This window comes from Desulfoluna sp. CLI2B (genome assembly GCF_056847375.1).
This window is the reverse complement of the sequence record NZ_CP186557.1, coordinates 1,578,329-1,601,998: the sequence shown is the minus strand read 5'-3', so window position 1 is coordinate 1,601,998 and position 23,670 is coordinate 1,578,329. Positions and strand designations below refer to the sequence as shown.

The window sequence follows — 23,670 nt, the reverse complement described above, 5'->3', positions numbered from 1 at the left end:
TTGGGGGCAGGGCATAGGCCACACAGGCCATCAACGGGATAAAACAGTCGCTCAAATGCATGCTATTTCCTCCTGACAATCATGATCTCCACCTTCATATCCGAAGCAAGCCCTTCCCAGTAAAGGGAGATGTGCTTTTCACGTTCCACGCGATGCCAGCGATCGTCCTGGCTGTCGATGCGAAAGTAGGACGAATTGCCGCGCCGCGGGAGTTCCTGTGGGGGAGACGCGAGATGCTCCAGGCCGATGCCCGGCAAAGACCGCTCCACAAACGCAGGCACCGAGGCCTTGGACCCCAGCTTGACCCCGATCTTGACCGCTTCGAGGATATGGTCCTGCTCCTCGGGCCCCGTCACCACGAGGTAGTACTGGCTGTTGGCCTCCAGATGGGGAGGCAGCAGCACGGCATTGAGGTAAGGGTCTTCCCGCTGGAACTCGATAATGTACTCGGGACCGGAGGTGATCTCATCCAGCAGGGCGGAAAGGATCATCCCGGCCTGGGAGTAGCAGTGCCACAGGTTGTCGTGGTCGTAAGCCGGAAGCCCCGCCCCCCCCTCTTCACTCTGGCCCAGGACATTGATGCGCTCAGAAAAAGAGGAGAGCTCTCCGATGGCCTGTCTCAGCACCACGTACAGGTCCCACGGGTGGGCTTCTTTGTGTTCGATGAGGTGTGCAATTTTGGGGATATAGCGATTGAGGGTTCTCAGGGCCAGGAGGAACACCATGTCCCGGGAGCCGAACTCCGCGTTGTGGACGCCCCGTTTTTTCTTGTAGCTCTCCAGCTCGTGCCCTTTGTAAGACAGCTGGTCGTAGACATCCTGGACCAGGCCCCAGAGCACCCTGGACCCGCTCAAGGCGTAAACAGGGGGAATAAATCGGGTGGACAGCACGATGTCGTCGCCGTTTCTCTCCAGCATGGCGATGGGAATCAACTCGTAGCCCCCCAGCTGGTCCAGCTCGGAGTGGAAAAAAACCTTGAGCAGCAGGGTCAGGGTTTTCAGCTGGGCAGGCGGGCCGTCCTGGTGCAGGTCCCTCACATTTTCGGGCTCCTCGCGGGCCAGGTAGCGGGTGGTGACCTCAGCGGGAAGCACGCCGGGCCCCAGGGTGGTGACGTTGCCCTGGTACCGGTTCATCTTGCGAACGCCCACATACACCGTCAGGGGCTTGCCGCCGTCCACCCAGGACTCCTGGAACCGCCTCGGCTCCATGAGGGCGTTTTCCCCGATGACGGCGTAGGTGCCATCCCGGAACCAGAATGCTCCGGCGTCGATATGGATGGACGAGCCGGACACGGCGGAACTTCGGATGGAGACATTCCCCACCCCTGTGAGATGGGGTTGGATGTGCCGATTGTAGGGCGTCAACGCGGATTCGTGATAGCTGTGGTTCAATTGCAGGTGCTGCGGCTGGAGAAAAAGCCCCTGGTGCCAGAAAAGTGGTTTTTCCATGCCTATTCTTCCTCTGCCTCTGCGCCGACGTCGACAATCTGATCGGGGCCCAGCACGAAATCCGCCTGCAACTTCCCTGGAACCAGTTTCTTGTTAAAGCTGAGCGCACTCTCTCGCTCAATAAACACGGGGATCTCAAGCAACCGAACCATGCGCTCCTGGGTCAACATGCCGTATCCCGCCACAATCCCCAGGTATCGCGTTCCTTCCGCGCGCTCCATCCGATGGGTCACGTCACTCCCCGGGTAGATATAGATACTCTTTACGGAGGTCACGCTCTCGTCGTACACCTTGCACTCCAACAACTTGGCGAGCCCGTCTTCATCCTGGCAGAGCTGGTTGAAGGAGTTGGGGTCGTTGAGCTGGTAGAGGACAACGTACAGGGTGTAGGCTTTCCCATGCCGTTGGTTGAGCTGGTTGTCTGCTTCGAAGTGAAGGACGATACCTTCTTGTTCAAGTTTCCACTCCGGTGGTGATACGGGAGAAAATCCGCACCCGCATACGGACCAGGCCAAAAGGGACAGCACGACAAAAAAAGTCTTTTTCACTTCCTAACTCCTTAACCAGATAGGGTTCACACATCAAAAAAAGGCAGGGATATCCCAGGGTATCGCAACTCGGCCTGTCGCGGTTCATCGCAGGCTCGTCTCTCGTGTGGCGAGGCTGCCGGGGACACCACGGAGGCAAGGCCCGGGAACCGGTCGGGTCGGCCGAAACAATCGATTGTCTGTTTATCTTTTCAGGCCAGGCCCCTTAATAAAGACCGGGGTAATTCGCTGCGTGGCCTTGAAATGCATGACTGGAGGGTACGAATGGTCATGGGTCATCCGGAGGCACCATGGCTCCCCGTCGAAGCCCATCACCGTGGGCTCCGCTTGTCAGCCGGAAGTGCATCACCGGAAGTGTGAAGGAAGAAAGCGGCATCAAAGGCATCAGTCAGCTCAAGGGCAATGGGGAGGCGTCCTCGGTGCTCCCTTTGCCGGACCGCACAAAACAAGCGCCAGGCTTTTGAGATCTTACGAACGGTGCCGACCGCCGCCTCTTTGGTGATGGCGACACTCATCTGTCGCCAATAGTGGGTGCTTCTGCCCCATCATGTCGGTGCATGTCTATTTCAATACATGCCCAGCCGTTACTTCAGTTATATTTTTAAGTAAAAACTGTTTTAATTTTACTATATTTTAAAATCATATCGCACAGAGATTAACTCTTCATCGTGTGTGAATAATTTTCATATGACACTTTACATCATTATTCAACAAATAATTACTCTCAAAGTAGAATAAAATAAAACCCAATCATACATCACGTCGTTCACAGCCTCAAAACCAGACACATCAATCTTCGATATTACAGGGTATTACATACAAACGCAGTCAATCACAGGAGGATCGCAAACGCCCACGCGCCCGTCAAACAGCAGCCACATGGAAAGTATTTGGGATATTGCCACTGCAACTCGACCCATAGATAAAAAACACTCAAAACGCAGGACACATCGCCTTTATTAATGGCTCATGCGAAAAAACTCTAGAACATAGATCGTAGCGATCGAAAGCAGTTCGATAATATCAAATCCATATCGCCATAAACGAAAACAGGCCATGATCTCACCAGATCATGGCCTGTTCGTAAAACACCTGTTGTTTCGTATCCAAAAACCTTATGAAGGCGACCGTCAGCTCGCCACGATCTTCAGGAAGGCCGACAGACTATCCGCCTCAAGCCTTCCCGCTTTCCACTCTTCAAGGGCCAGGGCAAGCTGATCCGGGCACGAGGTGGCCTTTTTCCCGCAGGTAATCCCCTTCAGACGGGCAATCACCTCATCCACGGACATGCCTTCCACAAGGCGCCCGATCCCCAGGAGATTTCCAGGACACCCTCCGGTAAACACGAGATTTTCAATGGCGTTGTTCTTGATATCAAAATCTATTTTTTTGGCGCAGACGCCCGAGGGCACGTACGTGTACATGATACATCCATCTCCGAATTTTTTTTCCAGAACGCAGATCAAGCCCATGGGGTTCGGCGTTCCTTATAAAGACACAAACAATAAAAAACGAAAATGACCATACACCGCTCCGCGTCCCATGAAAAGCCCGTTACGCACGGGCAGGCGTTTTTTTGCATCACAGCACACGTCACCGACGCAGCCTCCGTCAGTCCAGAGCGTGGTATCGGTCTGCCCAGGGAAAAGCCCGCTCAAGCTGCCCGGCCAGCCTGAACAAGGTCACCTCATCGCACATCCGCCCGGTAAAGAGCATGCCCAGGGGCAGCCCTCCCTCGGTCCAATGCAGGGGAACGGAAACGCTGGGAAGGCCGGAGATATTTCCAAGAACCGTAAAAGCCATACGACTCAACGTGGGTCCGGCAAAGTGCTTCACAAGCCCCAGCTTCATGAGCAGGCGCCCCGTTTTGACGGGACTGCCCATTTTCAACAGAAGGTCCTCAAATTTTGTGGGCGGCAGCACCCCGAGGGGATCGGGAGGGCCGATGAGGGTGGGAGTGAGAAACAGGTCGTGCCGTGTGAGGAACCGCCCCATGGCAAGTTGCACCTCGTGCCACCCTTTTTTTGCCATCACCAGATCGCAGGCGGAAAAAGACCGGCCGATCATGGCCATGTTGAGGGTGGAAGACTCCAGGGCAGCAACAGCCTTTTTTCCGTACTCTTTTCCGGTAAAGGCCACCTCCGCTGCCACGTGTGCACAGACCACCATAAAAAAGTCACGCCACAACGCGTCGGTGTTGATGGGGGGATCGGCCTCTTCCACCCGGTGGCCGAGGCCTTCCAGATGCTTGACGGTGGCTTCCAGACCCCGCAGCGCCTCCGGGTGCAGGGTGGCGTCGGTCAGGGGGCGGCTGGAAAAGGCAATGTTCAGCGGCCCCGGATCGACCTGGCAGGCGTCAAGGTAGGTTCCATGCCCACGGGCAACCCGGTAGGGGGCTCCCACCTCCGGTCCGGCCGTGGCATCAAGCATGGCAGCACTGTCCCGAACGCTCCGGGTGATGACATGCCCTGCCACGGCACCGTCCCAGGCCTCGCCCGATTCCGGCCCCAGGGGATTCAGACCCCGGGAGGGCTTCAGGCCAAAGACACCGCAACAAGCCGAGGGAAACCGGATGGACCCCCCGCCGTCGTTGGCCGACGCCATGGGCACAATCCCTGCGGCCACCGCAGCCGCCGACCCGCCGGACGACCCCCCGGTACTGATGCCCCGTTTCCATGGATTGTGGGCAGGCCCCGAAGACTTGGGCTCCGTGGTAATGGTGAGGCCGAACTCCGGGGTGTTGGTCTTTCCGAAGGGCACCACCCCGGCGGCCATGAACCGATTGACCAGCTCACTGTTCTCCCCGGGGACGGCACGGATTCCCCGGCTTCCCTTGCACAGGGGCTCTCCTTCATAATTGTCCATGAGATCCTTGAAAAGAAAAGGCACGCCCGTAAAGGGGCCGTCGGGCAGGGTCCCCGCTGCCTGGGCCCTGGCCCGCTCACAAAAGGTGTGAACGATGGCGTTCAGCTCCGGGTTTATCCGCTCCGCCCTTGAAATGGCACTTTCCAGAAGTTCGCGTGGGTGGACGTCACCTTTCCGTACAAGCTCCGCAAGGCCCAGGCCATCGTATCGGGTGTATTCGTTCAACATGGGGCAACTCCAGTCTCGGGGTTATGATGGTCTTGCGCCCGAACCAACAGGAAAAAACGGTTCTGCTGTCGGAAATCGGACCGTGGTGGCCGAATTGTAAGTCAAGCCATCGAATAAACTTGATTTACTACATAAACTATGATCTTATCAAGTAATACTCGTCCATAGGATGGGTACCGGCCACATTCAGGTCGATACATCAGCGTTCCTCCGAGCCTCGGCAACATGCTGATTGTATGAACCAAACAGATCACCATCAGACATACCCCAACCGCATCCCCGTTTTTTCACCCGGGGACAAAACAGATGAGACCCCCCCATGACATCACGACTCAATCTACCCGGACTCGCATGCTTCCTCCTGGCGGCTTTGGTGTTATTGCCCTCCCCGTCCATGGCATCGGACGAGGCCGCCATGAAAATGCCGGTGGAAGGCACCTGTGACGCCGCCTATGTTCTCCTTGAAGGTGTGTGCGTCTCCCAAAGCGCCCTGCAGACCGACCCCGTCACCCTGCTGGAAAAAATCAACGCTTTTAAGAAAAACGCCGACGACCCTAACGCCTCAGTACCGATTTCGGCCACAACCGACGACAACCCCACATGCGCGCGGTACAAAAAAATGATCGATGATTACCTGAAACAGGGCGTCATGACCTACAACCCGGAGACGGGAAAGATGGAAAGCATGAGGGGAGAGGCCGCAGAAGAGGCCATACGCGAGGCCCGAGAGTATGTAGACACCTTCTGCAATGATTGACGATGATGAGGTGCAAAAAATGATTCCAGTCCTTACAACCCCTGGTCAACCATCGGAGGCAGCCATGTTTGAAAACCGCAGCGGCGACACACCGATTTTTTCATGTTACCGATCAGGCGCCATTGTGCTGTTGCAACTGAAGAACGACCTGGTGAACACCATCAGCGAGATTGACATCAAAGAGCTGATGTTCGACTACTTCAAACGCTTTACATCCGACGCGTCGGTCAAAGTGATTATCCTCATGGGTGCCAAGGGGAAAAAAGGAAGAGACGAATACATTGATTTCTACCGGAAGGTGGCCTGCGGCAGCATGAGTTACGACAAGCTGGAGCGCCTCTACTGCGCCCTGAATCAATTTATCCTCAAGCTTGCCACCGTCAACAAATACGTCATCCACGCCGATCGCGGCCAGATCGACACCATCTTTCTCAGCATGGCCCTGGCATGCGACTACCGCATCCTCGCCACGGGAAGCGTCTACCAGAACCCCTACCACAACATCGGACTGGTCCCCAAAGGGGGCCTCGCCTATTTCCTCCCCCGCATGATCGGCTCCGCCGCAGCCTCAAAGTTTCTCTTGAGAAAAGACGACATCACCGCCAAGGAGGCCCTGGGCATCAAAATCGTGGATCGCATTGTTCCCCCCGATCGCCTGGAACAGGAAACGGTGAACATGGCACGATCCATTGCCGAGGTCCCGGCCGAAACTCTCTTTGGTGTGAAAAAGCTCCTGAACCTCTCCCAGGAAGACCTGCACAGGGTCCTTGAGGTGGAGAGCATCGAGCTGCGCCGCATTGTCCGCTCCGACGCCTTCAAGCAAGAACTTTCCGGGGCGTTGGACCGGTTTGGGTTGAGATATTGAAGGGGCTGAGGGCTAAGGGCTAAGGGCTAAGGGCTAAGGGCTAAGGGCTAAGGGCTAAGGGCTAAGGGAGCATACCCTTACAGGCACGATATGCACAGTGTTTTCAGGACTCGAACGAAAAAATACCGCCGGGCTTTAACCATAAGGGTTAAGGCCCGGCGGTAACCAACATTCGAGGTCTTTTCCATAGCGTCACGTTGCTCCCAGCTGGCCGCCAGAGGCATGCTTTGGACGGCTCCCCCTTATGTCTTCGTCACCGTGGGAAAAAGATCCGGGTCGGTGTGAGGGATGAACTTGGCCCCGCTGAAACGAATCATGAAATCCTGGTCGACGTTGAGTTCCACGTAGGTGATCCGGTCCCTTATGGCATCGGCCTCGTCCATGTAGCGATCCCCGTAGAGCATCAGGGTCGCCCCCTCCAGGGAGCTGTTCCCGATCTTTTCATACCGGTTACGGTCAAGGTCCGGGATCATGCCGATGGAGATGGCGGATTCGGGATCGATGTAGGCCCCGAAGGTCCCGGCCACATGGATTTTTTCCAGATCTCCGAACCCCACCCCCACCTTCATGACAATGGTCTCCAGGATGGTGTACATGGCCGCCTTGGAGCGGATCAGGCTGTCCAGGCTGGCCTGGGAAACGGTAATGGCGCTACCGGTTCCCGACATATCCTCCGCCACAACAATGAGGGCGGGCAGGCCGTGTTCCATGGTGTACCGATCCTTGCAGGCGGACTCCACGAGCTTTCCCTTGGCATCGATCATGCCCGTTAAAAAAAGGACGGCCGCCAGATCGATAAACCCCGACCCGCACACCCCCAACGGCGGCAGGTCGCCGATGGTGCCCACGGTAAAATCGTCGCCCTTCCTGCGCACCCGATCGATGACCCCGTCCCCGGCGGTCATGCCCATGGAAGAGACCCCCCCCTCAAGGGCAGGACCGGCAGCCCCGGCACACCCCACCAGCCAGTCCCAGTTGCCCAGAACCACTTCGGCGTTGGTCCCCACATCCACAAGGAGCGAGGTCTCCTTTTGCCGGTGAATACCGGAAAAAAGGATCCCGGAGATCAAATCGCCCCCAAAATAGCTGCCGATGTTGGGGAAGAAAAAGACGCGCCCCTCCGGGTTGGTATGCTTCAGGAACAGAGACGCCCTGTGGGTCCCCGGGGTGTTGGTCACCGGAATGTAGGGTTCGCGGATGATATGCTCTGCAGGGAGCCCCATAAACAGATGAGTCATGGCGGTATTCCCCGAAACCGCCACGATGTAAACCTCCTGCACCGAGACCCCGGCCTGGAGACAGAGGGTCTCCAAACCGTCGTCCACGCCTCTGCATACCAGGGTTTTCAACTCTTCGGCCCCTTCGTCCGTGGCCGCATGGTGAATCCGGGTCAGGATATCGCTGCCCAGGCTGACCTGGGGATTGTCCATCACCGTCTCGGAAAGCGTTTCCCGGCTCTCCAGATCCACAAGGCGCATGACGATGCGGGTGGTTCCCAGGTCCACGGCCACACCCAGGGCCCGGGTCTCTCCCCGGGGGCTCAGACGTCCAGGCAACCAGAAGTCGCCCGCCCCCCTGAAACAGAACGCACCTCGCGGAAAAGTCCCATTTCCTCAACAGGCGACTCACCCGTTGAAAAAGAGAAAAGTCCACCGCCGGGCGATTGCCCGTGACGGAGAGCGCCCGAAGCAACCGGTCCATATCCGCGCTGTTATCTGAAAGGGAAGGCATGGAAAGTCGAACCGGCCTCACCCACCCCAACCCATGGTCGTGTCGTGTCATCTGGTCAACCCCGGTTAAATGGTTTTCGTCCCCATGGGACGTCTCTCATCGGTGTGGTGAATCAACGTCGTCATAAAGCAAAAAGACTTATCCCGACGCCCAAAAGGAGGCGTTTCCGGCCTCCCGGCACAGGAGGAGATCCGCCCCCAGCAAAGGCGCCGGATCGTGGAAGCACACCGCCCCTTCTGCTCCCATGGTGGCCCAGCGCAGGGCCTTACGGGAAAGCCCGTCCGAAAAAGTCATCAGTGAAAAATGGAGATGGCAGGCTATACGAAGATGCCGCCGTAAAGGATCTGCCAGCGAGGCGAGGGGCTCTCCCCGCCCAAGCATATCGCCCCGGGCCAGGCCCTTTCTCGGGGTCACATGGGCATAAGCGGTAAAAAAAGGGCCTTTGGGCCCCTCGTGGCGTACAAAAAGGGAGGTCCCGATAAAATCGTCGTCGGAGACCTCCCAGACTTCTCCGTCAAAGGCTGCCGGGACACAAGCCCCCGGGCCCAGGGTCCGGGGCTCTCCGCCTTCGGAATAGTAACGGCACAAATCCACCCCTTCATGGGGAAAGGGCCGCGCTTTACCGCTGCCCCACCAGCTCTTCCGTGTCCCGAAGAGCATCGCCTCATGGGCGGCAAACCGAACCTGCCCCAGGCCGTTGGCTCCGGCAAGGCCCTTGAGGTAACGGCACGGGGGCATGCACGCAACCTGCTCAGGAAGCATGCGTAAAGACGATGCGATGGGCCATGAGATTGATGTCCGCAAGGACCCCTTTGACCTCCTTGACCTCACCCAGGAGGCCGCGGAGCACGTACACCCCGTTGTCGGCCGGCGTGATGGCGGCCACGTTCTCCATGACCAGCTCTTCCTGATCACCGTGCTTCAGGTACACATTGGATTCGCACATGGTATTGCTCCTTTCAGGTATGTTCAATGGGCAGGGCCGAAAAGACGGGCTGAAACGCAAGGAAGGCCGTTTTTTAAAGCCTCCGGGATTTACCGCGCAACGCTCCCCGACCCTCCGTAACGATCCAGCTCCCAGATGATGCACTGGGTCCGGAACTTGCAATAAAGCTTCGGGTCCGCACAGGTAGCACACTCATCGCAAAGATAGCGACCGTACTTGCTGCAGTAATAGCGCCCTTCCCGCTCAGGGTGGCGGGCACACCGTCTCTCGTCGTGATCCGCGGTTGCACTCATGACGTCACTCTACCCCAAGGACTGTGTGATTTCAAGAAAATGAGCCCGAAATCCCAAGTTGTCGATGCCCCCGTCCACACCGGACGATAGCATCGAACCGGAATGAACTCATCAATATAGTTTTACCTTTCAAGGAATAATCATTCAAAAAATATTTGACTTCCTCATGTTATTACATTACTGTTTGTAGCAAAGAACATGATTCACAATCTTCCAATGCATCTCACCTCGAACACCTCCTGAGCAGAGTTTGACGCACCTCTTCTTCAAACGGCCGCTCGACGCCCCGGGTAATGCAACACACCCACACCATACCAACGCACACGGCCCATGACCCAGGTGGTTCTTTCGCCTGATTTCAGGAATACCAACCCACGCTGGCCGCCCATCCAAGGAGGCATTCATGGATGAATGGACCTACGACCCGGAAAAGGCACGGCAATTCGCCGTTGAGGTGATGGAACGCTCCAACCAGAATATTTTTGCCTGCTATCAGTGCCGACGCTGCGCATCCGGGTGCACTGTGGGTGAAGAGATCGGCTTCACCCCGGACCGACTTATCCGCATGGTGATCACGGGCAACCGCAAAGCCGCCCTTGAAAATGCCCTGGTCTGGCAATGCGCTGCTACACCTGCGGCACCCGCTGCCCCAACGACATCCAGGGTGGGCGGGTCACCGAAACCCTCAAGAAAATGAGCCGCGAAGACAACCTGGTCCCCATGAGCCCCACCATCGCCTACTTCCACGACTCCTTCGTCACCGGATGCACACGGTGGGGACGGGTCAATGAAGTCCAGTTCATGGGATCCTACGAAATGAAACACATGGCCAAGAACCTCGTCAGCTTCAAGTTCGGTGCCGTGTGGAAAGAGATTCGCCAGCAGACCCTCCTCATGGGTGCCATGCTGAAGCAGCGCCGTCTCCACCTCAAGCTCCAGACGGCAAAAGGCCGCAACGAAGTCCGTTCCTTTTATAAACAAGCCATGGAAAAGAAAAAAAAGAGCAGAAGCACCCCGCAGCCCCGGTAATGGCAGAAGCCATTTCGGGCGGCCCGGGATACCCACCCGGCACGGATATCCAACAACCTTCAACCGGAGGACCCCATGGAGCTGGCTTACTACCCCGGATGTTCCCTGCACCAGTCGTCGCAGTTCTACGACCACCAGACGCGCCTTGTCTTCTCCACCCTGGGCATCGAACTCACCGAGATCTCCGACTGGAGCTGCTGCGGGGCAACCTCCGCAGGCAAGTTCGATGATTTCCTCGCCGTGGCCCTTCCCGCCCGAAACCTGGGCATTGCCGAAGCCTCGGGCTTCGACGAGATGGTGGTCCCCTGTTCAGGCTGTTACTCCAGCCTGCTCATGAGCCAGGTCCGGTTAAAGGAGAACCCCGCCCTGCTCTCGGAGATCAACCGGGAGCTCACCAGCAAGGTAGACGGCTCCCTCAAGCTGCTCACCATTCTGGATGTCCTGCTCAAGGCCACGGCAAAGCCCGGGGTCAAAGAACAGGTGGTCCACCCCTTAAACGGCATCAAGGCGGCCTGCTACTACGGCTGCATGACACGTTTTGCCTACGACGTGCCCGTCTCCGATGATGTGGAGAATCCCAGGGGGATGGAAACCCTGGTGGAATTCTTCGGCGGGGAGACCATGGACTGGAGCTACAAAACCGCCTGCTGCGGGGCGTCCGCCGCCATCAACGACCCGGACACGGCCATGACCCTCATGGCAAAGATCATGCGGGACGCCCTGGCCCGCAAGGCCAACTGCATCGTCACCACCTGCCCCATGTGCCAGCTCAACCTGGACGCCTACCAAGAGCGATTCTGCAATGCCCACGGCATCTACGAAAGGCTGCCCGTCTACTTCATCACCGAACTCGCCGGGCTGGCACTGGGGCTCCCCATGGACTCCCTCAACATGAAACAGCACTTCATCGACGTCACCGGCCTGATCAAGGAAACCGGCATCCTGAAAGAGACCCGAACGGCCTGACACCTCAACATCCGAAGCAGGACATGCCTTCTACGCGGCTCCGGAACACGACCACTCGAAGGACTTCGACAACAACACCTTCAGACTTCGCACGGACCCGGCACCTGACCTCACACACACCGGGTTCCCCATGACAGGGAGGCATCCATGACGAACACAAGCGGCTCCGTACTGGTGGTGGGCGGGGGCATCGGCGGCATGCAGGCGGCCCTTGACCTGGCCGACAGCGGTTTCAAGGTCCACATGATCCAGCGGGAATCCTCCATCGGCGGCACCATGGTCATGCTGGACAAAACCTTCCCCACCGGGGACTGCTCCATGTGCATGATCTCCCCCAAAATGGTGGAGGTGGGCCGTCATCCCAACATCGAGATCCACCCCCTATCCGAGGTGGCGAGGATCGACGGCACCCCTGGAGACTTCACCGCCGTCATTCACCAGAAGGCCCTGTACGTCGACCCCGACAAGTGCACGGGGTGCGGAAGCTGTGAAGAGAAATGCCCCAAAAAGGTCCCATCGGAATTCGAGCAGAACCTGGCCCCCCGCAAGGCCATCCATGCCCTCTTCTCCCAAGCCGTTCCCTCCACCCGGGTCATTGACGCCTCCCAGTGCATCTACCTCACCAAGGGCAAATGCCGGGCCTGTGAAAAAGTCTGCACGGCCGGGGCCATCCGCTTTGACGACACGGACAAGGAGTTCACCCTGAGAGCAGGGGCCGTGATCCTTTCCCCGGGCTTGGACCGCCACGACCCCACCATCCATCAGGAGCTGGGCTACGGCAGGTGGCCCAATGTGGTCACCTCCCTGCAGTTCGAACGCATTCTCTCGGCTTCCGGACCTTTCCAGGGCCACATCACCCGGCCCGCCGACGGCACCCACCCGAAAAAAATCGCCTGGCTCCACTGCGTGGGCTCCCGGGATCCCCATAACTAGTTCCGTCTGTCTGCTGCATGTACACCACCAAGCAGGCGGTCATCGCCAAGGAGCACGACAGCGCGGTGGAGCCAACCATCTTCTACATGGACATGCGGGCCCACGGCAAAGACTTCGACCGCTACATCGAACGAGCCAAAACCGACTACGGGGTGCGCTACATCCGGGCCATGATCTCCGACGTGCGGGAAACGGCCGAAGACGGCAACCTCACCCTGCGCTACGAGCGCCCGGACGGCTCCCTGGTCTCCGAGTCCTTCGACATGGTGGTCCTCTCCGTGGGCCTTCAGCCCAGAAAAGATGCCGCGGACTTTGCCGAAACCTTTGGCATTGACACCGACGCCCACCTGTTCCCCAAAACCGGGCCCTTTTCTCCCGTGGCCTCCTCACGGCCCGGGGTGTACGTCACCGGCTGCTATCAAGGCCCCAAGGACATCCCGGAAACCGTGGCTCAGGGCAGCGCCGTGGCAGGGGCAACCATGGCCCTTCTCAGCGAGGCCAGGGGCACGGAGATCACCACGCGCACCCTCCCCCCGGAAACCGTAACCGCAGAGGACGAGCCCCGCGCCGGTGTCTTTGTCTGCCACTGCGGGGTCAACATCGCCCAGACCGTGGACGTCAAATCCGTGGCCGAGATCGCCTCGGGCATTGAAGGCGTTGTCCACGCCGAGGACCTGGTCTACGCCTGCGCCCAGGACAGCCAGGAGATCATCCGGCAACGCATCACCGACAAAGGCCTCAACCGTGTTGTGGTGGCCTCCTGCACCCCCCGCACCCACGAGCCCCTCTTCCGGGAGACCATCCGGGCCGCAGGGCTCAACCCCTACCTCTTTGAACTGGCCGACATCCGGGAGCAGTGTTCCTGGTGCCACATGGGGCAAGGGGAAGAGGCCACCCAAAAAGCCAAAGAGCTCGTCTCCATGAGCATTGAAAAGGCCTTGCGCCTCATGCCCGTGGCCACGGCCACCGTGCCGGTCACCCCCCGGGCCCTTATAGTGGGCGGCGGCATCGCAGGGCTCACCTGCGCCCTCTCCCTTGCCGATCAGGGGTACGGGGTGGACCTGGTGGAAAAAGAGACCCAGCCCGGCGGGCTCCTGGCCGGGGTCTCCACAAGCTGGGACGGAGGCGATGTGGCCCAGTGCCTCAGGCAAAGCCTGGAGCGCGTGGCAACCCATGAGCGGATTACCGTTCACGCCGCAGCCGAAGTGGAGACCAGCGAAGGCTACGTGGGCAACTTCACCACCACCCTCACCGACGGGGCCACCGTAGAGCACGGCGCCGTGATCATGGCCACCGGCGGCACCTGGCACGAGCCCACCTCCTTTCTCTACGGAGAAGACCGCCGGGTCATGATCCTGCGGGACCTTGAGGCCTCCCTTGAGCAGGCCCCGCCAAAGGACCGGGAGCACGTTCTGTTTATCCAGTGCGCAGAGTCCCGGTGCGAGCCCCGCAACTACTGTTCCCGCATCTGCTGCCAGGAGTCCGTCAAACACGCCGTGGCCATCAAAAAAGCCAACCCCAAGGCCAACGTCACCATCCTCTACCGCGAAATGCGCACCTACGGCATGCGGGAGATGCTCTACGCCGAGGCCAGGGACTTAGGGGTCCTTTTCGTGCGCTACAGCCTGGACAACATGCCGGAACTCACCCCGTCAACCGACGGCATCGAGGTCCGCCTCAACGACGAGATGGCCGGGTTCCCCATCCGCTTCGTGGTTCAGCGCCTTGTGCTGGCTGCAGGGCTGAACCCTCACCCCGCCACCGGGGAGATGGCCGAAAGGTACAAACTCACCACCAACAGCGACGGCTTTCTCCTGGAAGCCCACGTCAAACTCAGGCCCGTGGACTTTCCCAGCGAAGGCTACTACGTGGCAGGCCTGGCCCACGCCCCGAAAAACATCGATGAAACCATCAGCCAGGCCCTCTCCGCCGCAGGCCGGGCAGGGGTGCTCCTTTCCAAAAAAGAGCTGGCCGTCTCCGGGGCCGTGGCCAAGCACAACCGGGACCTCTGCATGAGCTGCCTGGCGTGCGTCCGCAACTGCCCCTATGGCGCCCCCTTCATCGACACCGACGGCAAGGTGAGCCACAACGAGGTCAAGTGCGTGGGCTGCGGCATCTGCGCCGGGGTCTGCCCGGCCAAGGCTTTCCAGGTCAACAGCTTTAAAGACGATCAGATCGCGGCCATGATCGAGGCGGCGGCGCCGGGGAAAGTGGCCAATGGCGAGCAGTAATAAGTAGCAACCCGTTTCCAATGGATATTCAAACACATGGAGGCCCCATGGCAGATTCGGTAACAAACATGGAGACCGAAGCGCACGGCACGGCACCGGCATGGCAGCCCAAGATCCTTGCCTTTGCCTGTCACTACTGTGCCTTTGCAGCGGCCGACCTGGCCGGAGTAATGCGTCTCTCCTACCCCACCAACGTCAAAACCATCCGGCTTCCCTGCACGGGCAAGCTGGACCACGGCTACGTTCTCCAGGCCTTTGAACGGGGGTTTGACGGCATCTTCGTGGCGGGTTGACTCCAGGGCCAATGCCATTTCCTGGAAGGAAATACAAACGCTGCCAAACGCGTCACCCGTCTCAAGGGTCTCATCGCCCAGGTGGGCCTGGAGCCGGAGCGCCTGGAAATGTTCAACCTCTCTGCTGCCATGGGACCGAGGTGGGCGGAGATCTGCCGTGAATTTACGGAAACCGTGCGAGAACTCGGGCCGTCGCCCTTCGGAGAACCCCATCAAGGAGACAAGCGATGATCGTCGGACAGCAGAAACCGTTGGAAGAGATCTGGGAGATGGTCAAGGACCAGAAACGCCTGCTCGTGCTGGGCTGCAACACCTGTGTGGCGGTCTGCCATGAGGGGGGAAGCAAAGAGGCCGGGATCATCGCCTCCCTGCTCCGCATGAAGGCAACCAAGGAAGGCGTCACCATGGAGATCACCGAAGGGGGCGTGGAACGGCAGTGTGAAGAGGAGTTTTTCGCCCCCATGCTGGGAGCCATTGCCGACACCGATGCCGTGCTCTCCACGGCCTGCGGCATCGGCGTGCAGTTCATCGCCGCCTTCTGGAAAGACAAGCCGGTCTTTCCGGCCCTGAACACCACCTTTTTAGGAGGGGTGGAGACCGAAGGGATCTTTTCCGAGCGCTGCCAGGCCTGCGGAAGCTGCGTGCTCGGGCGCACCGGCGGCATCTGCCCCATCTCAAGGTGCGCCAAGCGGGTCTTGAACGGCCCCTGCGGCGGATCGGTGGACGGACGCTGCGAGATCAACAAGGACACCCCGTGCGCCTGGCAGCTCATCGTGGACCGCCTCAGGGAGCTGAACCAGATGGATCGCTACGAAGAGCTCTCCCCCATCCAGGACTGGTCCACAGACCGGGCCGGCGGTCCGAGAACCCTGGAACAGGAGGACCTGAAAAAATGAGACCCAAACGAACCCCGCGCACCGCAAGCCGCCTGGAACACGTCCTGGCCCAGGGTCATCTGGCCGTCACCTCCGAGTGCGGTCCCCCCAGGGGCACAGACGGCGCCGTACTGGAGACCAAGGGAGCCATGCTCAAAGGTTACGTCGACGTGGTGAACGTCACGGACAATCAGACCTCCATGACCCGGCTCTGCAGCCTGGCCGCCTCCATCCGGCTGAAGCAGGCTGGGCTGGAGCCTGTTCTCCAGATGGTCACCCGGGACAAAAACCGCATCGCCCTGCAAAGCGATATCCTGGGGGCCGCCTCCTTTGACATCAACAACATCCTCTGCCTCACCGGCGACCACCAGAGCTTCGGGGACTGCAAGACCGGTCAGAACGTTCACGACCTGGACTCCATGCAGCTCCTCCAGGTGGTCCGGCAGATGCGTGACGACGGCACCTTCATCGGTGGCGATGCCATCAGCCGTCCGCCGGAGATGTTCATCGGAGCGGCAGCCAACCCCTTTGCCGACCCCTTTGAGATCCGCGTCCCCCGTCTGGCCAAGAAAATCGCCGCAGGGGCCGAGTTCATCCAGACCCAGTGCATCTATAACGTCGATAAATTCGAAGCGTGGATGCAAGGAGTTCGGGACCGGGGCCTCCATGAGCAGACCTACATCCTTGCAGGGGTCACCCCCTTTAAAACCGCGGGCATGGCCAAGTACATGCGCAGCCGCGTCCCAGGCATCGACGTCCCCGAAGAGCTGGTCAAACGCATGAGCGACACCCCCAAAGAGAAACAGGCCGACGAAGGCATCGCCATCTGCCTGGAAACAATTGAGCGCCTCAAGGAGGTAGAGGGGGTCTGTGGCTTCCACGTCATGGCCATCGAATGGGAAGAGAAGGTTCCCGAAATTGTTAAACGGGCAGGACTCTATCCCAGGCCGGAGCTGGAGGAGCCCGCACCGATGCCCGCATCGGCGGCCGCCCCCTGACCCGATTATATGGATTGAACATTCAAGAAATTAAGCCAGCTCTGTGGTACCATAACAGAAGCCCCAAACCACCTGCAGACGTCAAGACCGAACAACCCCGGAGCATGACCGCAAGGGCCTGCCCTTGCCCCCCATACCCCACATCCTGGCCGGGCGGGAAACCGCCCGGAAAGGCGCGACCGGCCCCGGTGGGATACCACGGATACCGGACCGCACCTGAGCCATCAACCCATGCCGATCAAGGAGGTTGCCATGACTGAAAAGAAGCGTGTTCTTGTGGTGGATGACGAACCCGATATGACCCTCGTCATCAAAAAAAGGCTCGAAAGAGAAGGGTTCCTCACCGAGGTGGCCTACAACGGCAGCGAGGCCATCGCCAAGGTGGAGGCCAACCCACCGGATGCCATTGTCCTTGACGTCATGATGCCGGAGATGGATGGCTACGCAGTCTGCGACCAGTTGAAAAACGACGAAAAGTACGAGGGCATTCCCATCCTCATGCTCACCGCCGTGGCCGACCACGTGGGATCCACCCGCTATTCCCATTACGACGGGCGGGCCATGGAGGCCGATGACTACATTCCCAAGGGCCCCGATTCCACCGAAGAGATCGTTGCAGGCGTCAAGCGGCTGCTGATGTAATCCATCGCCACAAAAACGGATTCCCCGGGCAAGCCGACATCGTGTTAACGGCGTTGCCCGGGGTATCTCCGCTGGGGAAGCACAAAATGCACCCCCTTTGGGTGTCATGCATGCCATCAGGACACTGCCATGGAGATCAGAACATTCGAACCCAAGGAGAGATGCGGTCTTGTGGTGGTCATCACCGGCTACGGCAAAGGCAAGACCACCAGTGCCATGGGCATGGCCCTGCGGGCCACAGGCCACGGCATGAAGACCTGCATCATCCAATTCATGAAGGGGGATCTCTACTCTGGAGAGTGGGACGGGGTCAAAAAACTCGGCGGCCTGGTGGAGCTTACCGCCACCGGCAAAGGCTTCTGCGGCATCGAAGGCAACCCCTACTCCCACGCCGAACACCGGAAAAACGCCCAGGATGCCGTGGCCCTGGCCCACGACAAAATAGCCTCGGGCCTCTTTGACCTCCTTATCCTCGATGAAATCAACAACGCCCTTCACCTCAACCTCGTGGACCTTGATCAGGTCCATGCCCTCCTGGACAAACGCCCTGCCCCCCTCCACCTGGTCCTCACCGGCAGGGACGCCCACCCCGAAATCATCGACAGAGCCGACACCGCAAGCGAAGTCCGCGAAATCAAACACGCCTACAGAAAAGGCATCGAGCCCCAGCCGGGGGTTGATTTCTAAAGCCTCTGGCCTTGCGTACCGTTTTTCGGTGCGGGAGCCGCACCCTACGCTTCGCAACCCAGGCGGGACCGGGGGGTCCGTGGGGACAGGGAATCGTTTTCTTGTCGTACCAACAAAAAGCCGATACCTCGTAGGGTGCGCCATGCGCACCGTCAATTACCGAAGAAAGCGAATGAGTTACGGCGCTTTGAAATGACATTGGCTATAGACCAAAGCCGATGGTCTCGCGTTACGTTTGCGGTGCGGGGGCCGCACCCTACGCTTCGCAACCCAGGCGGGACCGGGGGTTCCGTGGTCCCAGGAAATCGTTTTCTTGTCGTACCAACAAAAAGCCGATACCTCGTTGGGTGCGCCGTGCGCACCGCCAATTACCAAAGAAAGTGGACGAGTTACGGCGTCTTGAAATGGTGTTGGCTGTGGCCAAAGCCGATGGCCTCGCGTTACGGTTGCGGTGCGGGGCGACCTGAAACGTTCGCAACCCAGGCGGAATCGGGGATTCCGTGGAGACAGGGAATCGTTTTCTTGTCGTGGCGGCAAAAAGCCGATACCTCGTTGGGTGCGCCGTGCGCACCGCCAATTACCGCAGAAAACGAATAAGTTACGGCGTCGTAGAATGGCGTTGGCTGTCACCAGAGCCGATGGCCTCGCGTTACGTTTGCGGTGCGGGGGCCGCACCCTACGCTTCGCAGCCCAAGCGGGACCGGGAGTTCCGTGGGGACAGGGAATCGTTTTCGCCATGGCGGCAAAAGGCCGCTGTCCCGTAGGGTGCGCCGCGCGCACCGTCAATTACCGAAGAAAACGGATGGGTTACAGCGCCTTAAAATGGCGTTGGCTGTGGCCAAAGCCGATGGTCTCGCGTTAAGTTTTCGGTGCGGGGGCCGCACCCTACGCTTCGCAACTCAGGCGGGATCGGGGGGGCCGTGTGGACAGGGAATCGTTTTCGCCATGGAGGCAAAAAGCCGGTGTCCCGTAGGGTGCGCCGTGCGCACCGCCAATTACCGAATAAAGCGGATGAGTTACGGCGTCTTAAGATGGCTTTGGCGTGGTGATAGCGGTGGCATCGCGTTACGTTTGCGGTGCGGGGGCCGCACCCTACGCTTCGCAGACACGGGGGGGGGGGGTTGGGATTCATACGATGGAGGAAAAGGCACAAACTCACCAACCCCGCGACGAATTTTCACCCCCGGAGGGTAAAAAAGCAGGCCAAAGGCTTTCGGGTTTTCCCATCAGTTTTGGCCTGCTTTTTTATGAAAATGCTTAATCGGGGATGAGGTCGTAGTAGTAGCGCATCACGTCGGTACGGGTGACAATACCGATCATCCTGCCGTCTTCCACCACCGGCACCCGGCCGATGTCGTGTTTGATCATAAGCCGTGCCGCTTCCAGAGGACTCTTTTCGGCTTCGATCTCTACCACGGAAGGGCTCATATAGGCTTTGACCGGGGATTTGAGTTGCTTTTCCTTGCGGATCTTTTTGAAGTCGCGCCGGGAGATCACCCCGCCAGGGACCTCTCCCCTGCCGTTGTCGGTGACCGGCACCCCGGTGCAGCCGCGTTCCCGAAGGAGCTCGCCCAGGGTTTCCATGGGGGTGGTGGCCTCCACGGAGACCACGGGAAAGCTCATGATATCCCCAAGCTGCACCGAAGCCACCTGGTCGTTCTCCACGAGGTTGCAGAGCATGGTAAAAACGGCATCGGGGTTGTGGAAATCGGATTTGAACTGGGCGGCCCCTGCCCCGGGATGGCCGCCGCCCCCCAGGGTACGCATGAGTTTTCCCATGTCCAGGTTCTCGGCCGTGCTGCGACCGATGATCATGCACTTGCTGCCCTCCCCGTCGTAGAAGACGCCGAAGGCCGCGTCGCTGTTTTCCAGGTCCAGGAACATGTTCACCACCACGGAGAGGTTGGCCACATGGCCCTCGATGGGCACTGCCGCAAAGGAGAGGGTGTACCCGTTGACCTTGCGCCTCTCCGGGTTCTTCATCATCTCAAAGAGCACGGACTTCTGTTTTTCACCGTACACCTGCTTAAGAAAACCGCTTAAAACGGAGAGATCGGCCTTTCGATCCAGGAGCCAGGCAACAGCCCGGGCGTCTTCGGGGGTGGTGGAAGGATAGGTGAGGCTTCCGGTGTCCTCATAAATGCCGATGAGAAACAGGGTCGCCAAAATGGGGGTGAGGACCATGCGTCGGGCTTCCAGTTCGAGGATCAGGTGGGTGACGGCGGAGCCGTATCCCTCGTTTCGAACCATGTCGGCCTTGATGTCGCCGCCGTGGTGATGGTCCCAGATATGAATGGTGAGATCGTCCCGCTCCTGCAGAGGGGCAAACCCGTCCAGGCGCTTCCAGCTGTTGGTGTCCACCACAATAAGCTGGGTCACCTCATCCAGGTTGATCTCCCGTGGGTGGAGGATCTCGAACAGATCCTTGTGAATGGCCATGAAGGCCCGAACATTGGCGTTGACGCTTTTGGGAAGAACCGGAACCGCATCCGGGTAAATCATGGTGGCGGCAATAAGGGAGGCCAACCCGTCAAAGTCGGTCCCCTTGTGGGTCGTCACGATCTGCATGGTATCTCCTGTGCCACAACTCTCCAGTCTTTAGAGGTCGGATTGAATGGTTTCCTTTAAGTTTCGTCCATATCGTACCGACAGCAGAGCCCTTTATGAATCACCCTCAAGGCCTTGCCGAGCATCCGGCCTCCCCCATGGATCCATGAAAGTTATACCCACTGTATCAAGCATATTGTAAAAAGGATCACGGATTTTTCAACCCCTGCCCCAACATTTCCTCCACAAAAAAGGAAAGCCCGCAGAAACAGCTCCTCCATAAGGATCATGGATTCCGCCCGGCCCGGCACCCGCCCTCATCCCACTGCGTAAATACGCAACCCACTTTTCATGAGGTATCCTATCCCGCAGAGCAATCTCGGTTTAAAGAGGCATTTGACCCTTGAAACAGCAGGGAGTCTCGAATCACAGCCCGGTCATTGAGGTTTTCCGCAACACCATAGGCCACGCCCCTTGCGCCCTCCACCCCCACCACCCCGAAAAGCCGCTATTTGGTAATAATAATGGTGTTCATGCTGATGGGTTCATGGTACATAACACACATCGTGTCAACCCGAAGGGAACGACGCGATTGATATTTCAAGGCTGAAATCACGGATCGGGCTTCTGATTTACGCAATCACAAACCCATATCTTGCCGAAAGGCACGGAACGAGACGTTCCCGACAGCCCATTTTCTTACGGTGACCGACCCTTCGGGCGGCCACACCAACATCACAGAGTCAGGTTGTACACATGAGCAAGATCATCATCACGGTAATCGGAAAAGACCGGCCCGGCATCGTCTCATCGGTGGCCCGGGTTCTTCTGCAGCTGGACTGCAACATAGAAAATGTCAGCCAGACCATCCTTCAGTCCGAATTTGCGGGTCTTTACATTGTCTCCATGCCGACGGGTACCGATCTGGAAGCCGTCACCGAGGCATTCAACGGCGCCTTTCAGGAAGATGGCCTCCAGGTCCACATCAGCCCTCTGGACGTTAACGCACCCCAGGTCGAGTGTGAAGGCGAGCACTTCATCATCACCACCATCGGCCCGGACAGCAAGGGGCTGGTGTACGACATCTCCAATGTCATCGCCGAAGCGGGTGTCAACATCATCAACCTGACGGCCGTGTTTGAAGGCGGGGACAACCCGGAGCGAAACATCATGGTCTACGAGATCCTGGTCCCGGACACCGTGGACCGACACATTCTCTCCGCCACCCTCAAGGAGAAGGCCGCCAGCCTCAACCTGGCCCTCACCTTCCAGCACAAGAACATCTTCGACACGGTGAACCGCATTTGAGTGTGAACCACCGCCGTCTTTTTACAATGAAGCAAAAAAACATGTCAGGAACAGACCATGCTTAGCGATAACGAACTGATATCCACCGTGGAGATGCTCAAATACGAGCACCTCGACGTCCGTACCGTGACCCTCGGGATCAACCTCTTTGACTGCGCCAGCCACGATCTGGAGACCTTCAAGTCCAACCTGCGCAAAAAAATCACCCGCCTTGCCGGCCCCCTTGTGGCCACCTGCAACGCCATCGGAGACAAATACGGCATCGAGGTGGTGAACAAACGTATCTCCATCAGCCCCATCGCCGTTGTGGCCGCCCCCTTCAACGCCGACCAGATGGTTGAGATCGCCAAGACCTTGAACGACATTGCCGTGGAAGTGGGCGTGGACTTCATCGGCGGCTTTTCCGCCCTGGTGGAAAAAGGCATGGCCAACGGGGACCGGGCCCTCATCGAAGCCATCCCCGAGGCCCTCACCCAGACCGAGCGCATCTGTGCCTCGGTGAACGTGGGCTCCACCCGGGCAGGCATCAACATGGACGCCGTGCTCCTCATGGCCCAGGCCATCAAGCGCGGGGCCGCCCTCACCGCCGACAAAGACGGCCTTGCCGTGGCCAAACTCTGCGTCTTCTGCAACATCCCCCAGGACGTTCCCTTCATGGCCGGGGCCTACCTCGGCACCGGCGAAGCCGACGCCGTCATCAACGTGGGGGTCAGCGGCCCCGGCGTGGTGAAGCGTGCCATCGACCGCGCCGTGGAAGCCAAGCCCAACCTGGGCTTGGGCGACATCGCCGAAATCATCAAGCGCACGGCCTGCAAGGTCACCCGGGTGGGCGAGCTCATCGGCCGCGAAGTGGCCCAGACCCTCGACATCCCCTTTGGCGTGGTGGACCTCTCCCTGGCCCCCACCCCCACCGTGGGCGACAGCGTGGGCGAAATCTTCCAGAGCCTGGGCCTCATCAGCATCGGCGCACCGGGCAGCACCGCAGCCCTTGCCATGCTCAACGACGCCGTGAAAAAAGGCGGCGCCTTTGCAAGCTCCCACGTGGGCGGCCTCTCCGGCGCCTTTATCCCTGTGAGCGAGGACCTGAACATTGAAGAAGCCTCCGAAGGGCTGCAACATCGAAAGCGAAGCCATGACCTGTGTCTGCTCCGTGGGCCTGGACATGGTGGCCATCCCCGGTGCCACCTCCGAGGAGACCATTGCAGGGATCATCGCCGACGAGATGGCCATCGGCATGATCAACAACAAGACCACCGCCTGCCGCCTCATCCCCGTGCCCGGCAAAGTGGCCGGAGAGAGCGCCCACTACGGGGGCCTCCTGGGCCACGCCACCATCATCGACGTGAAAAACTGCCAGGGCCGCAACGACTTTGTTCTCCACGGGGGTCGCATTCCGGCGCCCATCCACAGCCTGAAAAACTAAGGGATGGTATAGAAATTTGGCCTCCGGCGGCCCTGCCGGAGGCCAACGTTTAATCCG

23 protein-coding genes and 1 pseudogene are annotated in these 23,670 nt (G+C 59.0%); 14 read left to right on the top strand and 10 right to left on the bottom strand.

Going from position 1 to position 23,670, the window contains the following annotated elements; all coding sequences use genetic code 11:
- Positions 1-62: 62 nt before the first annotated feature.
- From tssK to ACOYW2_RS07810, 4 genes are all read right to left on the bottom strand, one after another.
- Positions 63-1,448: a type VI secretion system baseplate subunit TssK gene (gene tssK / locus ACOYW2_RS07825; protein WP_482416750.1), complete on the bottom strand. Its 1,386-nt coding sequence runs from the start codon at positions 1,446-1,448 to the stop codon at positions 63-65.
- Between the two features lie 2 nt (positions 1,449-1,450).
- Complete coding sequence (gene tssJ, locus ACOYW2_RS07820) at positions 1,451-1,996, bottom strand: type VI secretion system lipoprotein TssJ (protein WP_180140884.1); 546 nt, start codon at positions 1,994-1,996, stop codon at positions 1,451-1,453.
- A 1,130-nt stretch (positions 1,997-3,126) separates the two neighbouring features.
- Positions 3,127-3,420: a TIGR03905 family TSCPD domain-containing protein gene (locus ACOYW2_RS07815; RefSeq protein ID WP_482416751.1), complete on the bottom strand. Its 294-nt coding sequence runs from the start codon at positions 3,418-3,420 to the stop codon at positions 3,127-3,129.
- Positions 3,421-3,607: 187 nt separating this feature from the next.
- On the bottom strand, positions 3,608-5,089 hold the full coding sequence (locus ACOYW2_RS07810; protein WP_482770025.1) for an amidase: 1,482 nt from the start codon (positions 5,087-5,089) through the stop codon (positions 3,608-3,610).
- Positions 5,090-5,462: 373 nt separating this feature from the next.
- On the opposite strand from ACOYW2_RS07810, the gene ACOYW2_RS07805 reads away from it, so the two are divergent.
- Both ACOYW2_RS07805 and ACOYW2_RS07800 read left to right on the top strand, forming a co-directional pair.
- A complete protein-coding gene (locus ACOYW2_RS07805) occupies positions 5,463-5,846 on the top strand; it encodes a hypothetical protein (RefSeq protein ID WP_482770024.1) in 384 nt (127 codons plus the stop codon).
- A 64-nt stretch (positions 5,847-5,910) separates the two neighbouring features.
- Entirely contained in the window at positions 5,911-6,711 is an 801-nt protein-coding gene (locus tag ACOYW2_RS07800) for an enoyl-CoA hydratase/isomerase family protein (RefSeq protein WP_482770023.1), read from the top strand.
- Between the two features lie 242 nt (positions 6,712-6,953).
- On the opposite strand, the gene ACOYW2_RS07795 is transcribed toward ACOYW2_RS07800, so the two are convergent.
- From ACOYW2_RS07795 to ACOYW2_RS07775, 5 genes and pseudogenes are all read right to left on the bottom strand, one after another.
- Positions 6,954-8,267, bottom strand: a complete 1,314-nt coding sequence (locus ACOYW2_RS07795; RefSeq protein WP_482770022.1) for an ASKHA domain-containing protein — start codon at positions 8,265-8,267, stop codon at positions 6,954-6,956.
- Between the two features lie 61 nt (positions 8,268-8,328).
- Positions 8,329-8,412: pseudogene (locus ACOYW2_RS07790) on the bottom strand (hypothetical protein); the annotation flags it as partial.
- 168 nt (positions 8,413-8,580) lie between these two features.
- A complete protein-coding gene (locus tag ACOYW2_RS07785; protein ID WP_482770021.1) occupies positions 8,581-9,180 on the bottom strand; it encodes a M23 family metallopeptidase in 600 nt (199 codons plus the stop codon).
- A gap of 13 nt (positions 9,181-9,193) precedes the next feature.
- Positions 9,194-9,388, bottom strand: a complete 195-nt coding sequence (locus ACOYW2_RS07780; RefSeq protein ID WP_180140876.1) for a CooT family nickel-binding protein — start codon at positions 9,386-9,388, stop codon at positions 9,194-9,196.
- 89 nt (positions 9,389-9,477) lie between these two features.
- Positions 9,478-9,681: a hypothetical protein gene (locus tag ACOYW2_RS07775; RefSeq protein ID WP_482770020.1), complete on the bottom strand. Its 204-nt coding sequence runs from the start codon at positions 9,679-9,681 to the stop codon at positions 9,478-9,480.
- 403 nt (positions 9,682-10,084) lie between these two features.
- Between ACOYW2_RS07775 and ACOYW2_RS07770 the strand changes: the two genes are divergently transcribed.
- The 10 genes from ACOYW2_RS07770 (at position 10,085) to ACOYW2_RS07725 (ending at position 18,335) form a co-directional block, all read left to right on the top strand.
- Complete coding sequence (locus ACOYW2_RS07770) at positions 10,085-10,378, top strand: hypothetical protein (RefSeq protein WP_482770019.1); 294 nt, start codon at positions 10,085-10,087, stop codon at positions 10,376-10,378.
- A complete protein-coding gene (locus ACOYW2_RS07765; RefSeq protein WP_482422421.1) occupies positions 10,300-10,710 on the top strand; it encodes a hypothetical protein in 411 nt (136 codons plus the stop codon). The genes ACOYW2_RS07770 and ACOYW2_RS07765 overlap by 79 nt, the downstream gene beginning before the upstream one ends.
- Positions 10,711-10,785: 75 nt before the next feature.
- Positions 10,786-11,676, top strand: coding sequence for a CoB--CoM heterodisulfide reductase iron-sulfur subunit B family protein (locus ACOYW2_RS07760; RefSeq protein ID WP_482770018.1), 891 nt, complete (start codon positions 10,786-10,788; stop codon positions 11,674-11,676).
- A gap of 147 nt (positions 11,677-11,823) precedes the next feature.
- Positions 11,824-12,609: a 4Fe-4S dicluster domain-containing protein gene (locus ACOYW2_RS07755; protein ID WP_482770017.1), complete on the top strand. Its 786-nt coding sequence runs from the start codon at positions 11,824-11,826 to the stop codon at positions 12,607-12,609.
- A 17-nt stretch (positions 12,610-12,626) separates the two neighbouring features.
- Complete coding sequence (locus ACOYW2_RS07750) at positions 12,627-14,840, top strand: CoB--CoM heterodisulfide reductase iron-sulfur subunit A family protein (RefSeq protein ID WP_482770016.1); 2,214 nt, start codon at positions 12,627-12,629, stop codon at positions 14,838-14,840.
- Between the two features lie 20 nt (positions 14,841-14,860).
- Complete coding sequence (locus tag ACOYW2_RS07745) at positions 14,861-15,364, top strand: hydrogenase iron-sulfur subunit (RefSeq protein ID WP_482770015.1); 504 nt, start codon at positions 14,861-14,863, stop codon at positions 15,362-15,364.
- Positions 15,361-16,029, top strand: coding sequence for a methylenetetrahydrofolate reductase C-terminal domain-containing protein (locus ACOYW2_RS07740; protein WP_482416761.1), 669 nt, complete (start codon positions 15,361-15,363; stop codon positions 16,027-16,029). Before ACOYW2_RS07745 ends, ACOYW2_RS07740 begins: the two co-directional genes overlap by 4 nt.
- On the top strand, positions 16,026-17,006 hold the full coding sequence (locus ACOYW2_RS07735; protein WP_482770014.1) for a methylenetetrahydrofolate reductase: 981 nt from the start codon (positions 16,026-16,028) through the stop codon (positions 17,004-17,006). The genes ACOYW2_RS07740 and ACOYW2_RS07735 overlap by 4 nt, the downstream gene beginning before the upstream one ends.
- Positions 17,007-17,258: 252 nt before the next feature.
- The gene (locus ACOYW2_RS07730) at positions 17,259-17,648 is read left to right on the top strand and encodes a response regulator transcription factor (RefSeq protein ID WP_482422415.1); all 390 of its coding nucleotides are present in this window, start codon (positions 17,259-17,261) and stop codon (positions 17,646-17,648) included.
- Between the two features lie 129 nt (positions 17,649-17,777).
- Entirely contained in the window at positions 17,778-18,335 is a 558-nt protein-coding gene (locus ACOYW2_RS07725) for a cob(I)yrinic acid a,c-diamide adenosyltransferase (RefSeq protein ID WP_482770013.1), read from the top strand.
- A gap of 1,257 nt (positions 18,336-19,592) precedes the next feature.
- On the opposite strand, the gene ACOYW2_RS07720 is transcribed toward ACOYW2_RS07725, so the two are convergent.
- Positions 19,593-20,903 carry a CBS domain-containing protein gene (locus ACOYW2_RS07720; protein WP_482770012.1) on the bottom strand — a complete coding sequence of 437 codons (1,311 nt, stop codon included), beginning with the start codon at positions 20,901-20,903 and terminating at the stop codon, positions 19,593-19,595.
- A gap of 735 nt (positions 20,904-21,638) precedes the next feature.
- Between ACOYW2_RS07720 and ACOYW2_RS07715 the strand changes: the two genes are divergently transcribed.
- Together ACOYW2_RS07715 and ACOYW2_RS07710 are read left to right on the top strand one after the other, a co-directional pair.
- Entirely contained in the window at positions 21,639-22,190 is a 552-nt protein-coding gene (locus ACOYW2_RS07715) for a glycine cleavage system transcriptional repressor (RefSeq protein WP_482770011.1), read from the top strand.
- Between the two features lie 57 nt (positions 22,191-22,247).
- On the top strand, positions 22,248-23,666 hold the full coding sequence (locus ACOYW2_RS07710; protein WP_482770010.1) for a DUF711 family protein: 1,419 nt from the start codon (positions 22,248-22,250) through the stop codon (positions 23,664-23,666).
- Positions 23,667-23,670: the final 4 nt, after the last annotated feature.